Source organism: Pedobacter foliorum, from assembly GCF_013266735.1.
In the GTDB taxonomy this organism is placed as follows: domain Bacteria; phylum Bacteroidota; class Bacteroidia; order Sphingobacteriales; family Sphingobacteriaceae; genus Pedobacter; species Pedobacter foliorum.
This window is the reverse complement of sequence record NZ_JABSNU010000005.1, coordinates 293,304-311,076: the sequence shown is the minus strand read 5'-3', so window position 1 is coordinate 311,076 and position 17,773 is coordinate 293,304. Positions and strand designations below refer to the sequence as shown.

The following is a 17,773-nucleotide window of genomic DNA, read 5'->3' as shown; positions in this document are numbered from 1 at the left end:
ATTTTATTATACACCTATCGAATCAAAATGTCCGTCATCATATCATTGGATCCCAAACCAAAAGCTTGACCATAAAGCTGTAAAACGTGAATTACACCATTTTTTGGTTTAATATCTGATGAAGCAACCCTATAGATACTAAATGACTGATCAGGCTTAGATAAATCACTGATATAGGTAATGGTAAGTTGCCTGTACCCGATATACTTAACGCCATTCACATCACCATATACGACTCCGATTTTTGACGCTGTTTTATTGTAAGCATAATAGTACTGTCCTGGATAAACCGTCGGAAGGTCGGGATCATACTGAGGATAATCGGACAACCTTTTTACCCCCCTGAAAATATGCCTTTGCAAGTATTTGGCCCAGATGGCTCCTTCAATATCCGCGAGCGTTTTAATGGTATCTTTACCATCTCGGAATAGCATTGAATTTAAGCTATTAGGTTTATTTACAGAACCAATCAGCTGTTTAATTTCATAATCTGTAGGTGCAAAAAAGGTAATATCCTCCTTGTTAAAAACATCTTCCATACCCGCCAGTTTAACAATACTTGCAATGGTATCAAATGGAACTGGTTTGGCTTGCAGGTACTCCAACATGGTGCCATTAAAATCAGTTTTAGCCTTACCGCCATCCATGTAATATTCGTCACGTTTACAGCTTGAAAGGCAAAAAAACAGTCCAAAAGCTAATAGTATATTGATTGAAATCTTCGTCTTATTCATCTTCATCTTGTTTAAATTCCCTCACTATTTGTCCAATAATCGTTCAACCTCATCAGGGGGTTATCTTTTAAAGAGTCTTTATCAATTGGCCAGGTCCAGGCACCTCTATTAAACTGATCAAGTGTCAAGGGATGATTTGCCCATCGCTGGCTCAAAATCCTTTTCGTCCTTACCAGGTCAAACCAGACGTGACCTTCACCCTGAAGTTCTCTGCAGCGTTCAAGAAATATAAAATCCTTCAAAGCCCCCTGTCCAGCTTCATATGGTGCGGCCCCAGCCCTTGTTCGCACCAGGTTTACGTTAGCAATTGCCTCTCCATCCCTACCAAGTTCAGCTAAAGCCTCTGCCTGCAAAAGAATCGCATCAGACAGTCTAAAGATTAGAAAGCTGTTATCCGGGTTCTGATCATTGCCACCCGAAGCAAAAATGTTACCTGCAAACTTCGGTATCATAAAGCGACCACTATTTGCATATATATCTTCGTACCATATTTCTTTTCGCCTATCAGTGACATCAGGAGGAAACAGTTTTTCCATATACGCCCCTCTGAATGCCATTGGTGAATTCTGGTAATCAAAGGCTGGAAATTTATAAGGATATCTTAGAAAAGATTCCCCAAACGGGGCACGATAGGAAGTACTATCCCCATAATTAACACTCTGATAAAATTCAAACAAGCTTTCCTCGGATCGGCCTTTGATAACCTCCGGCCATCTTTCCATTGGTAATAAGGTATAAGAAACGCCATTTTGAGCGAGAAGTTCCTTTCCGAATTTGGCTGTTTCTTCATAGTACCCTCTAGCACCAGCATTGTCAAATCCTGCATTCCACATATTCATGTGCATGATCAATGCCACGGCCCCACCTTTACTTCCCCTTACCCCACGTAATGCAGGATTATCATAGGTCCAGGGTAGATCATCAATATGTCCCTCCATATCTGCAATACATTTTTTCATTACAGACACCATATCTTCTCTTGGCAATGGTTCAGATTGATAGGCCTTTGTATAATAAACTACATCTCCATATAATCTGACCATCCAGAAGTAAGTGAAACAGCGCATAAAAACAGCCTCTCCGATATATCTCTTTTTATCCTTTTCCGAGAGCCCAGGAATTCCCTGATTCAGCTTATCAATCAGAATATTGCAACTCTGTATGGTCTGGTAATAACCAGTCCAATTTGTGATGCGTTCAAAATGATAGGTGTCTTTCCAGGCCGGATCATTTATCGCGCTGATGATGTTATTCTTGCCGAGTGCCTCCACTACTTTCCGAGACGAAAAGTTATTGCCATTAGTAACGGCAAAAGCTTCTCCTGAGCGAGTTTCCCCTATAGCACCAATCACCCAGGTTTCATTAATTTTCGAAAAGAATTTTAAATATATACTGGCAACATAGGCTTCAACGTCTTCTTTAGATTTAAAAAAATTATTACCTGTAAGCTCTGTAAGTGGCTTAATATCTAGGTAGTTTTTACAGCCAAAGGGCAGTACAAAACAAATCAGCAGTATCACTACCAATATATTTCTTTTGATCGCTTTCATATTTGTATCAATTAAAAGTCTAGGTTAACACCAAAAATATAATCTCTGGAATTCGGATAACCGGCGGAAAGATCCCTTCCCAGGGCGGTTACATTCTCTGGGTTTGGCCCGGAATATCCAGAAAATGTAATAATGTTACTGGCACTCATTTGTACCCTAAGGTTACTTATGCCTAATCGTTTTGCAAATTCCTTTGGAAATGAATAAAACAACGTCACATTATTGATTTTTAGATAAGAACCATCTTCTTCCCACAAATCCTGATCATAACGAAAAGGACGGATCGTACCGTAACGGTTATAATCAAAAGCATAAGGATATTTTGCATTGTCGCCTGGTTTACGCCACATGTCTACATCAGGCAGCGAGATCATTGCTTGTGGCCCTGCATCGCTAGATCCAAATGGATCATTCATAATGCTCAAACGATTAGCCAACGCATTGTTTAGTATGGTTCTTTTTGCCGTATAAGAAGCGTAAATATTAATCCCCAATCCCTTGTAAGAAAGATTGGCCGACATTCCTCCTGTCAATAAAGGCTGAGAATTTCCAGTAATCTGATAGTCATTCTTATCCATGATATAATCACCATTTACATCTCTGATGTTAGGATCGCCGGCAGTATAGAAGGTTTGTTCAGTTTGGTAACGTAATCCTGATACCGGGTCAACAGGAACATCCGAATCTCGAGAAAATACGCCCTGATTAATGAGCAGGTAATTAGACAATGTATTTCTTCCTACACGTAAAATGGTATGTTGTCCGTCCTTATCAGCAAAGACTATATTTTGTCCATTATATCCTTCCGGCAAACGGGTAAGGATGTTGTTATTCCAGGCACCATTAAAGGAAAGATTAAGTTTAAAAGGACTTTTATCGGATAATGGTCTGATGGCAAAATACATTTCATATCCATAATTAACCATTCCAGTTTCGTTACTTGGTAAATTTCCGAACCCGATTGTATTAGACATATTCCGTGAATACAATTCATTCTTTATTTCACTGAAATAAGCGTCAAAGTTCAGGTCAGCTTTACCTTTAAACAAGCTAAAATCTAAGCCCAGATTATACATCTCCCTTGATTTCGGCTTAAGATTCGGATTGGGTATCGATCCAAAATCAACACCTATACTCTGCTGGTTATTATAATTCCTACCGATGTTATATTTGCCATAAATGCTCTGTAAGCTTCCTGTTGGGGTAATGTTCTTTCCCCAGCTAAGCCTGATTGACCCACTATTTAACCAATCCAAATCAGCCATCCAGTTCTCTTTACCAAAATTCCAACGTAAACCAATAGATGGGTTTTTGGAATATGGATTATCTAAACCACTTGAAGATGTTCCATCAATACGATATGCAAGATCGAGTATATATTTTCGCATAAAGTCATAGGAAGCCGACGCCCAAAATGAAGCTAATTTGCCGCGGTTATAACTTAAAACACCTCCTCCTCTTGAATTGTAAGCGTCAAAGCCAAGAGGTCCTTGAAACTGATCATTAGGGGTACGTGCTTGTCTGATCGCCGAAGTTAACCCTCTCTGTTCGTTGATGTCGTTAGCCACCGATACATACAAGCTGTGTTTTTCCTTGAATGTGACATTATAGTTAAGCATATTCCTATTGTACAATGAAGTGCTTCTTCCATTAAATCCATATACCTGTGAAAATTGGTTATTGGCTGCCGCGGGGGTAAAAGTATCTTCAATATCAGAAGAGAAACTATAATTTACGGTTGATACAAGCTTCAATCCTGGCAGGAAGCTGTATTCGGCATCAATACTAGTCCGAATATTTCGGGTGGCATTGTCGTTTACTGTTTCTAAAGCTGAAACCACTCCTCCAGTAGACTGATAAAATGACGGCCCCGGAAGTAATGATGAAGCTTGAGCACTCGCAGCCACTCCGCGCTGAAGAAACCCAAGGCCATCACCCTTTTGCTGTTTTCCTATACCACCAGAGAGAAATGTAGTAAACCTGAAACGGTCGTTGGGTCTCAGTTCTGCATTCATGTTTAGGGTATACCTGCTAAATCCAGTGTTCTTTAGGATACCTTTATTCGCAAAGTATCCCATATTTGCTTTGTAATTGAATTTCTCATCGCCTCCATCAATTGCCAGGTTGTGTGTTTGGTTGTAAGTAGTGCGGTAGAATATAGATTGCCAATTTGTTGAATTGTTATAATAATTATTCAAACTGTCAGATAATATTGGTGTTTTTGAAATTTTAATGATATCATCAAAACTTAATGCATTGCCATAAATCTGTTGCAGTTTTAATTTCCGTTCGTCATTCCCACCTAACGTCTTCCTTAATGCGGGAGGGGTACTCACAAAAAAGTTATTGGTGTACCTGACACGTGGAATTTTGGAATGGCCTCTTTTGGTGTTAATGATAATTACTCCGTACGCCGCTCTGGAACCATATAAAGCGGTTGCTTGTGCATCACGTAGTACTTCAATACTTTCAACATCTTCCTGAGGTATAAGTGACAACGGACTAATACCAGGTCCCTGTAAATCAAAACCCATCTCAGAAGCTTTATCAGCATCAATAGGGATACCATCAATAACATAAAGTGGAGAAGTTGGCTGGAGGAAGGTTTCATTGTTTGAGTTTGCCACCTGTAATGTAGCTAAGCCGCGCAGCTGTGTAGTCCCTCTAAATCCAGGAGCTCCTGTATTATTTTGTATATTCAGTCCCGGTACCTTTCCTTGTAAAAGTTGTTCAATATTTGCAACGGGAACATCTTGCAACTCCTCTGATTTAACCGTAAAAGAAGAACCTGTGGTGAGCTCTTTAGATCGAGCTACGAACCCTCGCACCACTACCTCATCCATAGTTTGATTTAGTTCCTTAAGTTTTATGCTAAGATTCAATTGCTCTACAGCAACTTTAAGTTTTTGGGGACGATACCCAATGTATCTAAACTCAACAGTAGTTCCTGCAGGTAGGTCCACGCTAAAATGTCCTTTCCCATCACTAAAGCCAACGGTTTTGGCCGGATTTCCTGTTACCAGGGATACTGAGGGGACTGGTTGTTTTGTTCCCTCATCAATTACAACCCCCTTAAGCTTAACGTTCTTAGTTTGTGCTTTAAGGTTTGGGGATATAAGTCCTATACAAACTAATACCCCTAAAATTATTTTTATTCTCATATACATATCAGGTATTAGATTTAGTCATCTTCAAATTTTGGATTGTCGTTGCGGAATTGGAAAACAATTTCCCAGTCCCCTTCCCTATAAATATTAAAGTCCAGGCCTATCGTTCCTACTTGTCGGGTGCTTCCAAAGCCCAATCTGGAATAGCTAAAGTTTACATTAGCTTTCCCCCCACTGGCATATTGAGTAGCGATATTAACCAAGGGGATAGGATAAGCAACATCGTACTGTACGTACTCCTGGGTCATTTCCCTATTAAATCCGTGTATCAATTGATCCCATTTGGTTTCGTTGAACTTGGCAGGATTAATTACCACAGCGTCTTTATTCAAAAACTTGAAGCGCAGCGAGTGCCCATTCCCACCAGAAAATGGTCTGATGTATACAGCCACATCACCGGAAGTCAATTCTTTTCTGGTATTTTTCCCGATGATATTAGCTATACGAGAAGGACGAATGTAATCCAACTTATTAAAAGGATCCAGGAAGTCAACCGGGTTCTTTGCTATTTTACCTGTATAGGGATTAAAGTCTGAAGAGGGTTCATAAGGTCGTTCACGCCATAGCTTAAGCTCCAAATCCTTTATGATAACCGTACCTCCGATATTAGAAACTTTTACATCAAAATAGCGACGGTTCTGTGGAAAGTTAGTGCTATCAGCTTTTCTTGCTTCAACAAGATCATCAGTAGCTGATGACCATAAAATCAACTGACCGGAAGTACGAACCTCAAATAATGGCTTGAGTTCTTTTTTTCTTTTACTATTGATTTCTTCCAGGCTTTTTTCTTTTCCGTCATAGGCGGCAGTCCAGACCCATACTTCCTTTGTTTTAAACAGGTCGGTTATAGGTTGGCCATCACCAAAGCGTGCATTCACAATGCTAAAGGTTAAAGGCTGAGTAGAGTTATCTGCATTGAAAGTTCCCATCAACACAGTTCGGCCCAATACAGGCTCATAGAGTTTTGAACCGTAACTGATATTATTACTGATATATTCCTTTTCGGCAGGTACCTCAAATAACTTTTTGCAACCTGCGAAGGATAAAACAAAAGGCACAGCAATTAGCAACCAATTGCCTTTCCTTTTAAGAATACGATGAATATTATGATTGAAACACATTTCTTTAATTAAATTTTTGATCTGTTTATTATTTAAAACCCAGGATATATTCAGCTATTTGCAGGTCGTTTCCACCTCCATTATTTTCTGTAATGTTCATCCGATAATATTTATACGGTGTGGTATTTTTAAACCGGTAGACTTTTTGAAGAAAAAACTCAGGAAAATTCTGATTGCTCTGTTGATCTAGCATTTCCCAATTCAGCATATCCTGCGACCCTTGAAGGTTCCAGGCTTTTGGGTTCCTCCCAGGATTATCATTTGCAGAACTCAATGCATACGCATTGCACATGCGGGGAACTGAAAATTCGATATTCATCCAAAAAGGTTTTGTTTTCATAGCGCCATAACCTAAAAATTTCGTGGTTACCGATCCATCCACCATAAAATAAGATCCTTCTGGGTAGCCGTTTTCAGCTGGTTCCCCTGAAACAGTTAACTTACCACCATACATTTGGATGTAATTTTTAGGAGGAAAAGTTAAGGTGAAACGCTTTACGAAATCCTGAAACCCTGCAATATGATCCTGATTGATAGTATGCACCACACCATTTGTAGTCAGAATATTCGAAGAACTTGTGCTGGTGGTTGCCCAATTGCGTTGGAACTGGCTCCATTTGGTATCGCTGTAGTTAATAGCTTTAGGCCCACCATTCTGAAAACCAGAAGTTGCAGCAGTCGTTAGTCTCGCATTCATTTGATATCCATACCTTACTCCACTTAATAGCACTCCATCCTGATTCTCCATAGAATCAGTTGGATATTTACCTCTCATGATGTATTGTGTAATAATGGTATCCAACTGGATATAATCCATGTTTGATAAATTTAATGGCGACTTTCCTGCGATTCTCCGCGTATTGTTTAGATTATTAACTGCCAAACGAAAACTATTATTAGTTACAGCAAATACAGTGATACTACTATCATTGAGTGTCTGCTTTAGGCCCAAACGGTCAATAACCAAAACCATCGAGTCAAATGTGCCTTTCTTACTTTTCAGGTAATCATAGGTATTTAGCGGAACAGTTTGACTCAATGCCTCGTGATCATAAAACCCGGCATCCCTTCGGCAGGCAATGATGCTTATAGCAGTCAATCCAATCAGGAAAAATTGCTTTCTAAAATGATTGATTCCCATTATTTCCAATATTGATTTTGAGTTAATAATTTATTTTGTTGAAGTAGTTCTTCGGAAACAGGCCAGTATATACCTCCTGATTTAATCAGCTCAGTAAAGGCGCTATTATTTTGCCTGATCTTGTTGTAGCGTACCTGATCAAACCAGTAATGTCCTTCGCCCATCAGCTCTCTTTTTCGTTCCTTAAAAATCGCATCAATCACCAATCCGTTGGTTACCTCACTATAATTAGGGAGCCCTCTACTTGACCTGATGGTATTTAAGTCGTTTATAGCACTTTGTCGATCACCCAATACTGAACTGGCCTCGGCACGCAGCAGATAAATATCTTCTAGTCGTGTAAAAAGTGCAACGCTGGAAAAGAAGCTGAATTTAGCATCGGTAGTTGAGGTTGAGGCCGAACCTTCCATAATCACCTTGATCTTACTAAAGATCGGATACCTACCATCGAAATTGTAAAAGTAACGGTCGGTAGTTGGCCGGCCAAGCGTATCCAGGCCGAAACGCGTATCCTTCTTTTCATTAAAAGTGCTAAGAATTGAGTCCTTCGACATGTAAATATCAGGGATCGCTTTATTTACGAATGGGAAGGCCAGTGTAAGTTCTTCTATGTGACCTGACATCCCTCCCTCTCCTTGTTCATAAGTGAAATTGAATCCCAATAAATGGCTATGTCTTTTAGATGAAAAATATCCATTGGAGCTGGTTAAGCTATTCACATCAGTAAGGGTGACCTGAGCATCACCTGCTTCATTAATTATTTTGGTTGCATTATTTGCTACCTTGATGTAATCTCCCTGCCAGGCAGCAATATGTGCTAAGACTGCATAAGCAGAGATGCGTCGAACCAATGCCCCATTCCATCGGCTAAGGCTCTCTCCATAATAAAGCCCCGGCTGTTTAGGATCATTTTCGCCATATTTATTTGGCAATACATCTACCACTTCAAGTATTTCTTTTTCGGCCCATGCCAATACCTCAGCACCGCTATTTTGTGCTCTATTCTCGAAACTACCATCATGCGATGAAATGATAAGTGGTACATCTCCCCATATCCGCACCATATAGAAATAGGCAAAAGCTCTGAGAACGCGCGTCTGAGCGATATCGATTTCCATATTACCTGCAGTGTAACGTAAGTCTGCTTTTTTTACATCATGCACCCTTTCAAGGAAGATATTAGCTGCATTAATTACCGCATACCATCTGCGCCAATTGGAAAGCTGGTCTAATGTTTTATACGAGGCAGTAAGACGATTATCGATAACTGCCTTAAGGTCTTGTCTGGTAGGACTAACAAATTGTTTTCCCCTGACGTCGCCATAAATCCAGTGCGCATTATTATCGACCATTGCAGCGCGTGTTAATCCATAAATGCCTAATAATGCAGCCCTGGTATCCTCCAGTTTATTCCACATATTGACCTCGGCAACCGCTCTGGTAGATTTAACATCTACTACTTTCTTGCAGCTACCCGTCAGCAACAAAAAGATGGATGTAGCAATCAGAACCGTAGTTTTAATAGGATTATAGTTCTTATGATTTAAATTTCTTTTCATGATTATAAGTTCATTTTTAATCCAAGCGTGTAAGTTCTGGGAAGAGGCAATCCATATCCAGTATCATAACCAGTGTATGGAACCAGTTCAGGATCCCTTCCCTTATATCCAGTTATGGTAAAAAGATTAGTCGCCATAGCATATACATAAAGGCTTTTGATTTTTATTTTTCCTGTGCCCAGTGCGGATGTGAGATCGTAGCCTAATGAAAGTGTCCGCATTTTAAGAAAGGATGCATTTTCAAGAAACAAGTTCTGATCAATACGATACGGAATCACGCTGCTCCAAGGGTTGTAAAGCGGATAATCATTTCTGTTCCCTCTCTTTTCCCAAAATGTAATCTCCTTTACTGACTCTAAAGTTTGCTCTCCGTCCCGATTAATAAAATCAAGAGTGTTGGCCATCTGTTGATTCAACAAACTGCGACCCAGGTTGAAGTAGAGATTCATATTCAATGACCATTTTCCGTATTTGAAATCATTATTAAGACCACCAACCACTACTGGTTGATTATGACCATATAGTGTTTTATCGTTATTATTAATCTTGTTGTCACCATTCTGATCTTTCCATTTAGGATCTCCAGCCTGCATTGTGGTTCCTGTATATTGCATAGGCACACCATTTACAGATGGTATTTCAGTAACAGAATTATACACCCCCTCATTGGTAAGCAACCAATACCTATCTACAGACTCTCCAACTCTTAAAAGACTATTGCCTATTATGATTTCATTAAGTCCGTCTGGAAGTGCTAGCAATTTATTGGCATTATAACTGATATTAAGGGAAGGCGTCCACGAAAACCCACCGCTACCAGATTGAAAAGCAGCATAACTTAATAGTAGTTCTGCGCCTTTATTATTTACCGACATGCCTGGTTCAATAGATGTTTTATACCCATATTCTGCATGAGCCGGAATTGCCAATAACTGTTTCTTATCTGTTTTGGTGTATAGATCTAAACTACCTTGTAGACGGTTGTTATTTATCCCGAAATCAATTCCAAAATTCAACTGATCAGTGTAAGCCCATGGTATGCCATAACCTACCCAACCAAAATTGTAAGGACGTGCAAGTGTTGCAAAGCCATTATATCCCGGTAAAGTTATATTCCCCGTATATCCGATATCTGCAGTGTACTGAGGACCTTGTCCAAAATTATCATAAGTATTTAGTTTACCTAAACGACCAGCGCTCACTCTCAAGCTTAATGATGAAATATTCTCAGAAGCTGATAACAGATCGTTTTTAATGTTCCAACCTGCGGATAACACAGGCGAAAAGAACCATCTGCTGGTAGGCTGGGCATTTGAAGAGGCATCTCCCCTTACTAGTAGCGAAACGCTGTATTTATCACTAAAATCATACGACGTTTTACCATAAACTGAAAACAGATTATGTGCTGTTTTATCTAAAAACTTAAACAATAGATTGGCCGGAAAAGACGTTGGTATGAGGTCTTTATCAATAAGATTTAGCTTGATAAAATCATTTACCCCTCTATAAGCATAAGCATAGTTGTATTTTGAAAGATCCCATTGGATGGTTTGCCCTCCTATTATTTGCAGATGGTCTGATCCAAATTGCTTGTTATAGGAAATCACATTTTCAAAAATAAGTCTTTGATTATAGCCAAAATAATTTGACGCATAACTATTTCCTTCCATCAATGGCCTTGCATGAAAGATATCTCTTGTACCCTCGTTATAGTCGACAGATATTCCGGAAGAGATTTCTACATTTTTGAAATTGACAGATACCTTGCCATAGCCGTCCAAAAGCGTATTGATGTTGTCATCATACCCTTTACCAAATTGGGCAAGGTATTGCTGGTACACCTGCTTGTTAGGAGCAAGTGGCATTGCCAATGACGGAAGATAGTTTGTTTGCGCAAATCGATCTCTTAAGCTTCGATTTCTATCGCGCTGCAAACGATTGGCATTAACCATTAATGAAACATTAAGCCATTTCATGGGTTTCATGTTTACATTAAACATCACATTATATCGATTCAGACTGGTAGAATCGGCGACTCCCTGATTCCGCATATTACCTCCGGAAAACCTGAAATTAGCCCACTCGTTTCCACCGGAAAGATCTGCGGTGATGTTATGAACCAGCGCATTCCGATAATAATCATCTGCCCAATTGGATGGGCCATTGTATAAGGTACTCGATGAATCACTCAGATATTGAGGATAAACATCTTCATCCGAATACCTTCCATTTGAAGTAAATCGATCGTAAAACTGCTTTCTGAATGCATTTTCATATCCAGCATTTAAAGTAGTTACCTTTGGACTAGGGGCAAAACCGAAATAACTGTTAAAGCTAACTTGTCTAACAGGTCCCGCTTTTTTGGACGTTAAAACGATGGCACCGTTAGCGGCATTAGGCCCATAGATAGCGACAGCAGAAAGATCTCGCAACACTTTGATTTCAGCAATATTGTTCATATCAATATTGGTGAGCAGATTTGTTGCCGTACCTATACGGTTGTAATTGTTTAACTGGATATCATAAGCAAAAGGATGTTCTCCGATAAGCGGTATTCCATCCAGCACAACAAGCGGCTGTTGTTTCATCACATCAGCCGGGGATAACAAAGGGGCAGAAATCCCTCTGATAAACATATTTTGAACAGTTCCAGGCTCCCCACTAGGTTCCTGAATATTAAGTCCTGGCACTTGTCCCTTAAGATACTGCTGCAGTGAAACAGCGGGGATCTCGGAGAGTTTGGATGGCGATACAGTTACAGATTCCTTCAAGGGACTTCTATCCGGATCTTGCGCATACGCATGAGAAAAACTAACGCATAGCGATACACATAACAATAGTTGTAATTTAATATACATAGTATTGAATTAATAGAATTAGTCTGTTGAATTTTGATGAATACTTAGCTGACTTTGAAAGCCCCTATGTCTAGGCTTGAGAATGAAAGTAAAAATTTGCTCATGGTTTGTTTGGTTTTGTGGTTTGTTTTAAAGCGTTTAATTTATAAGCTCTCTTACCTATGTAAGTGCACCAACATAGATAACGGGTAACAACAATGCATTGGATCTTATATTTGCAAATTGCTGAAAAGCACCCTACATTACCCTTGTTATTTTGACCACTTTTGATGTTATTTTTGCAATAAGTATTTATTGCGATTTTTAAACAATCGATTGCCTTAATAAGCATGCATAATAGTTTTAGCAATCAATTTTTAGGCTTTATAAATCAGTTTAATCTTTTACAGAAGTCGTAAATTTAAAGTCATAAAGAACCAACTCTACCACTATTTTGACTTTTTTCGATGTTATCTTAACACTAGCTTAGTCAGTTTATATTTCATTCTGGTATAGATCCAAAAAGAAAATTAAACTAAAAAAAAGCCTACCAAAAAGGTAGGCTTATACGAATTAATTTACTTGCAATTACTTATTTTACAAACCTCAATTTCCAGTTTACTACCTGACTTTTGTTTGATTTAACAAGCACCCTTACCCAACCGTTTTCTTGTTGAGGCAAAACCTTAATTGTAGTTCCATCTGTATCACCAATTAGTGAGGCTTTATCAAGCTTCCATTTTCCACCATCATTTAACCCTGCAATTCTAAGCTCATAGTCATCACCTGCAATCAATTTGCTAGTACCCGAAAGCGCTCCATCTTTCCAATCCTCTTTAAGCAAATCAATCATCCCCTGCGTTACATGCTGAGAGGTTGAAACAACTACTGGATGATTTGATTTAGCACGTACGGCTATTATCTTGCAAGACTCAGCAGGAAGCTCCATAGCAAATGAACCAGAAATATTAGATAGTGGTTTATTCTCCCAAAAATCAAAAGCGTAATAAACGGTTTTATCGGCTAACCCGGTCCATTTTGTTGAACTACCTATCTTTTGAGGAGTAGTAGCCCAATTGAATAAGCCAATTACATTTCTCTGAACATTAGTTTTATGGTCAGTTGCAAGCCAAATTGAAGGTAAAGATTTATCAAAGGCATCAACTGGCCTGGCAATTCCAGTGTGCGATGCCATACTACGTTTCATGATTTCAATTCTATCGTTAGGTAGATCTGGTAGCCAGTCGCTACTTAGAAAAAACTGTTTCGAAACAGCTACATATGAAGGTAATAATCGTGCTCTGGTTAAACTACCAATACCATCAGCTGCAGGATCTGCAGTTGATTTACCATTTTCTCTTAACATAGATGGATCAGGATCATTCCACCAAACTCTACCATTCAAAAAATACAATCTGGATGCACGGATTACCCCGGTACGAATACTTTCTCCATCATGGTTAAAATCGGGACCAATTCGCATCGAATTCACTAATCCCATAGAAGCTCCAAACGATCGCATATTCTGACTCACGCAACATCCGGAAAGGAACACCTCATTTCCAACAGCATGTCGCAATAATCTTAATCCATCACGATAGGCTTCAATCTGCGTTTTCATTGGATTAAACAAGGGCTTATTATTTCCTATACTGTCATTTTTATAACCATCATTGATGTAAACCTGCTCAGTAACTGTACCTGTCCAAAGTCCATCCATTTTGAAATAATTATACCCCCAACCCTGCATCTTCTTTGCAACATAAGAAATATGATTCTGAACCTCAGGATTTGTTAAATCCAAAGAAGTTCCACCCCATGAAGTCTCATAAGGTTTCCCGTTTAATCGCTTCGCAAACCAGTGCTGACGATCTTTATATTCTGGATCCTGATGATTACGACTAAAAGGCATCCACCATATTCCGGCAATCAAACCATCATTTTTTATCGCTTCGGCAGTCTTTGTCATACCATTAGGATAGCCTCCCTTTGGATCTACCCTATCAAAGCCTCTACGAGGGCCGCTAAATTTACCCCCGGCTTGCCATTCATCATCAATCTGAAGTGCACCCATTCCAAAAGGCTCCAATTGATCTTTTATAAAACCGGCAAGTTTAATCGTTTCAGATTCGGTACCGGCTCCACCATTTTTTTCGGAATACCAGGTACAATAAACAGCAGTCCGCGGTTTCAATTTAATATTTTGTTGCTTTGCAATCGCATCTGCAAATTGCTCTTCACCTAACCTGGCATCAGTAAAATAACCAATAGCCAAAGTTTCAGTAGCTTCGGTTGTTCCGGCAGCTAAACGAAAACGTCCGTAATCGATTTGTGCTTTTATTTCAATCAGATTATTATTAACACTAGAAAATAGCACTCCACTTCCCTTTTCATTTGTTAACCAACCGGCTACTACACCATTACGTGTGGCAGGATCAACAGTAGTTAAGAACACGTAACTACCCGGATTTTTATCCGCATCAAGTAAACCTCCTGTTCCCAGGGTTTTTAATTTCGATACAGGTTTATTAAGATCAACTGAAAATGAAAGAGGATTAAGCTTTTCAATGTCAACAAAATCATTTCCAGAATTTTTAACAGTTTGATTTACAAACAAGAATGGCTGAGATGGATATAAGGCAAACGATATAGAACCACCATCCGATGTGTTAAAAACCAATGCATTTCCTTTACCAAATGCAGCACTAACCGTCTCCTTCTTTGTTACTGTTCCATTGATACCTTTTGGGGTAACATTTTTCAAAAAAGTCTTATTGCCCGATTTAAAGATCACCTCTAAATTCTTTCCGGCAACATTATAATTTATGGTGAGAAACTTATTAGTGATTACTGGTTGCTCTTTTGCTTTTTGAACAACTATTTTATGTATTCTTTCCTGCCCTGCAAACGCTCCTACTGAGCATATTAATGCAATAAAAAACAAGAGTTGTTTTTTTCTTATCATAAACTTTTAGAATAAGTAACTAAACTATTAATTAATAGCTCAAAACACAATAGAGTATTCTACAAATACAATGGATTATTTTACATAACTTTTGTGTTAATTTTATAATCATAGCTCCTTATGCTCCATTCACTTAGAAATTATATCAACAGAATCACTTCTTCAACCATTTCTGATGAAGAATTCAAGTATGGGGAGGCGGCTTTTAAAATGAAAACCTTAAAGAAAAAGCAATTCCTATTACATGAGGGAAGCGTTTGTAAATTTATGAGCTTTATTATCAATGGAGCTATGAGGCAATACCATATCGATGATAAAGGCAACGAGCACATAATTAGTTTCGGAATTGAAGAATGGTGGATTAGTGACCGCGGCAGTTTTACCAACCTTACCCCCTCCAGATATAATATTGACGCAATTGAAGACACCAATTTATTGGTTACTACGCGCGACGAAATCAACTCCCTTAAAGAAAGTTCACCATTGTTTTTAAAGATGGCACATATTTTAGATGAGAATAGTTTTATAGCCTCGCAAAAAAGAGTAGAAGCTACAATTAGCTATACCGCCGAAGAGAAATTTATCTATCTCATGGAAACCAATCCAGTTTTCGTTAAGCGTTTCCCTCAGAACATGCTGGCCTCCTATCTCGGTATCACCCCCGAAACCCTAAGCAGGGTACGGAAATCTTTGCTGGGAAAGTAATAGAATTATTGATCTATATCAAGCCATTTTCTTACTTCAGATCAATTTCAACCCCGAATTTGCCCTGTATCTTTAGGTGTGATTGTTACGATAAACAATTCAGCAATTTAACACCAATAGAGAAGAAAAATGAAAAAGCTAGTATTACTACTTACCCTGTTCGGCGGCTCTTTGGTTGCCGCATCTCAACCAAAACGAAACCTGGTTCAGGAAGAAAAGAATAAAAAGATCGTCTCCGATTTCTTTCTCCTTTTTTACAATGATAAAGATCTTGAAAAAGCCAAAAAGATGATGCATCCTGATTTTATAAACCATCACCCCTATTCCGGTAAAGGAGTAGAGGCTACAATTAATGCCGTTAACAAGCATCTGTTTGGGAAGTTTCCTGAGTTTAAAGTCAGTATCAAACGTATTACTGCTGAGCATGACCTGGTATGGATCCAATGTTATACACAGGATTTTCCGGGTGATCATGGTAAGATGTCTATGGACATATGGCGCATCAAAGATGGCAAGATTGCCGAACACTGGGATATCATACAGGACATTCCAAAAGACATTACACCCTCGTCTATGTACGATTAATAGCCATTCCTTTTCATCACTCCATAAAAATTTCATTAACCCTAATTTAAATCGAAAATGTCAGCAAAAGAAAACCCAAAAGCAGGACTTGATGCCCTGTTGACCCCAGACAACTGTGTATTGATATTGATTGACCACCAACCTTTCCAGTTCGCTGGATTGCGCAGTCACGATACCCAAACCATCATTAACAATGTTGTTGGATTAACCAAATCAGCAAAAGTATTTGGAGTACCCACACTTTTCACTACCGTGGTAGAACAACGTGGTGGACTACTGATTAAACAGCTACAAGAGATATTCCCCGACCAAAAACCTATCGACAGAACTTTTATCAACACCTGGGAAGACCCTCGTATTGTAGATTGGGTAAAAGCGACTGGAAAAAAGAAGATTGTTATGGCTGCATTGTGGACAGAGATCTGCCTTGCTATGCCAGTAATACAGGCACTTGGCGAAGGATATGAGGTGTATATTGTTACTGATGCCTCGGGTGGTGTAAGTCTTGAAGCACATGAAATGGCGGTAATGCGCATGGTTCAGGCAGGTGCCGTTCCAATTACCTGGACTGTTTTTGGCTCAGAACTTCAACGCGATTGGGCACGTACCGACACTGTACCTGCTTTAGCTGAAATGCTGGTAGACCATATGGGAAATGTGGGAACAAGCCTAACATGGGAATTCCAATTGTTGGCTACCCCAGTAACTGAATAAACAATCTTTAAAAACATATTTATGAAAAAGACTATTGGTATAATTGGTGCGGGCAACATCGGACAAACAGTTGCCCGCCACCTCTTAAAAGCAGGACACCCCGTAATGCTAAGCAACAGCAGCGGCCCTGATACCTTAAAAGACATCATATCCGCCTTGGGTGAGGCGGCGTCAGCAACAACAGTTGAAGAAGCAGTAAAAGCAAACATTGTGTTGTTATCATTACCCTGGTCGCAAGTTCCCACACTTACAAAAATTACAGATTGGAACAACCGGATTGTAATTGATGCAACAAATCACTTTATCAGTTATGCACCTGATTTTGAAGTGCAAGACCTTGGCGGCCGGGCCTCAAGTGAAGTAGTTGCAGAATTGCTACCTGGAGCAAGAGTAGTTAAGGCCTTTAATACGATTTTCTTCAAAATACTAGCTGCAGATCCAAAAGTGGCCGGAGGTAACAGGGTTTTGTTTATTTCTGGGGACGACAAACCAGCGAAAACTGAAATTGCAGACATTATAACCTCAATTGGTTTTGCTCCGATAGATTTAGGTTCTTTAAATGAGGGAAGTAAACTCCAACAGGCAAAAGGACCCCTCGCCACTTTAAATCTCGTGAAAATGTAAAAATTAATCAGTTAAACTTTATTTTTACCTAAAATGATTACCCAGACCAGGATTAAATCCTGGTCAAATCA

General features: G+C 39.2%; 12 protein-coding genes. 4 read left to right on the top strand and 8 right to left on the bottom strand.

From position 1 onward, the window contains the following. Nucleotides 1–14: 14 nt before the first annotated feature. The 8 genes from HQN83_RS12950 to HQN83_RS12915 form a co-directional block, all read right to left on the bottom strand. Nucleotides 15–734 (bottom strand): fasciclin domain-containing protein, encoded by a 720-nt coding sequence (locus HQN83_RS12950; protein ID WP_173090768.1) that lies wholly within the window; start codon nucleotides 732–734, stop codon nucleotides 15–17. An 11-nt stretch (nucleotides 735–745) separates the two neighbouring features. After that, nucleotides 746–2,284, bottom strand: coding sequence for a RagB/SusD family nutrient uptake outer membrane protein (locus tag HQN83_RS12945; RefSeq protein ID WP_173090767.1), 1,539 nt, complete (start codon nucleotides 2,282–2,284; stop codon nucleotides 746–748). Nucleotides 2,285–2,295: 11 nt separating this feature from the next. After that, complete coding sequence (locus HQN83_RS12940) at nucleotides 2,296–5,445, bottom strand: SusC/RagA family TonB-linked outer membrane protein (RefSeq protein WP_173090766.1); 3,150 nt, start codon at nucleotides 5,443–5,445, stop codon at nucleotides 2,296–2,298. Nucleotides 5,446–5,465: 20 nt separating this feature from the next. Continuing rightward, nucleotides 5,466–6,572 carry a DUF5007 domain-containing protein gene (locus HQN83_RS12935; RefSeq protein WP_173090765.1) on the bottom strand — a complete coding sequence of 369 codons (1,107 nt, stop codon included), beginning with the start codon at nucleotides 6,570–6,572 and terminating at the stop codon, nucleotides 5,466–5,468. A gap of 28 nt (nucleotides 6,573–6,600) precedes the next feature. Beyond that, nucleotides 6,601–7,713 carry a fasciclin domain-containing protein gene (locus tag HQN83_RS12930; protein ID WP_173090764.1) on the bottom strand — a complete coding sequence of 371 codons (1,113 nt, stop codon included), beginning with the start codon at nucleotides 7,711–7,713 and terminating at the stop codon, nucleotides 6,601–6,603. Further along, the gene (locus tag HQN83_RS12925; RefSeq protein ID WP_246254491.1) at nucleotides 7,713–9,272 is read right to left on the bottom strand and encodes a RagB/SusD family nutrient uptake outer membrane protein; all 1,560 of its coding nucleotides are present in this window, start codon (nucleotides 9,270–9,272) and stop codon (nucleotides 7,713–7,715) included. Before HQN83_RS12925 ends, HQN83_RS12930 begins: the two co-directional genes overlap by 1 nt. A gap of 2 nt (nucleotides 9,273–9,274) precedes the next feature. Beyond that, a complete protein-coding gene (locus HQN83_RS12920; RefSeq protein ID WP_173090763.1) occupies nucleotides 9,275–12,130 on the bottom strand; it encodes a SusC/RagA family TonB-linked outer membrane protein in 2,856 nt (951 codons plus the stop codon). Nucleotides 12,131–12,701: 571 nt separating this feature from the next. Beyond that, nucleotides 12,702–15,074 carry an alpha-amylase family protein gene (locus tag HQN83_RS12915; RefSeq protein ID WP_173090762.1) on the bottom strand — a complete coding sequence of 791 codons (2,373 nt, stop codon included), beginning with the start codon at nucleotides 15,072–15,074 and terminating at the stop codon, nucleotides 12,702–12,704. A gap of 120 nt (nucleotides 15,075–15,194) precedes the next feature. Between HQN83_RS12915 and HQN83_RS12910 the strand changes: the two genes are divergently transcribed. The 4 genes from HQN83_RS12910 to HQN83_RS12895 all read left to right on the top strand — a co-directional run bounded on the left by HQN83_RS12910 (nucleotide 15,195) and on the right by HQN83_RS12895 (nucleotide 17,702). Then, nucleotides 15,195–15,779 (top strand): Crp/Fnr family transcriptional regulator, encoded by a 585-nt coding sequence (locus HQN83_RS12910; protein WP_173090761.1) that lies wholly within the window; start codon nucleotides 15,195–15,197, stop codon nucleotides 15,777–15,779. A gap of 129 nt (nucleotides 15,780–15,908) precedes the next feature. Then, nucleotides 15,909–16,364: a nuclear transport factor 2 family protein gene (locus HQN83_RS12905; RefSeq protein ID WP_173090760.1), complete on the top strand. Its 456-nt coding sequence runs from the start codon at nucleotides 15,909–15,911 to the stop codon at nucleotides 16,362–16,364. A 57-nt stretch (nucleotides 16,365–16,421) separates the two neighbouring features. Continuing rightward, nucleotides 16,422–17,078: a hydrolase gene (locus tag HQN83_RS12900; protein WP_173090759.1), complete on the top strand. Its 657-nt coding sequence runs from the start codon at nucleotides 16,422–16,424 to the stop codon at nucleotides 17,076–17,078. A 21-nt stretch (nucleotides 17,079–17,099) separates the two neighbouring features. Further along, nucleotides 17,100–17,702 carry an NADPH-dependent F420 reductase gene (locus tag HQN83_RS12895; protein ID WP_173090758.1) on the top strand — a complete coding sequence of 201 codons (603 nt, stop codon included), beginning with the start codon at nucleotides 17,100–17,102 and terminating at the stop codon, nucleotides 17,700–17,702. Nucleotides 17,703–17,773 lie beyond the last annotated feature (71 nt).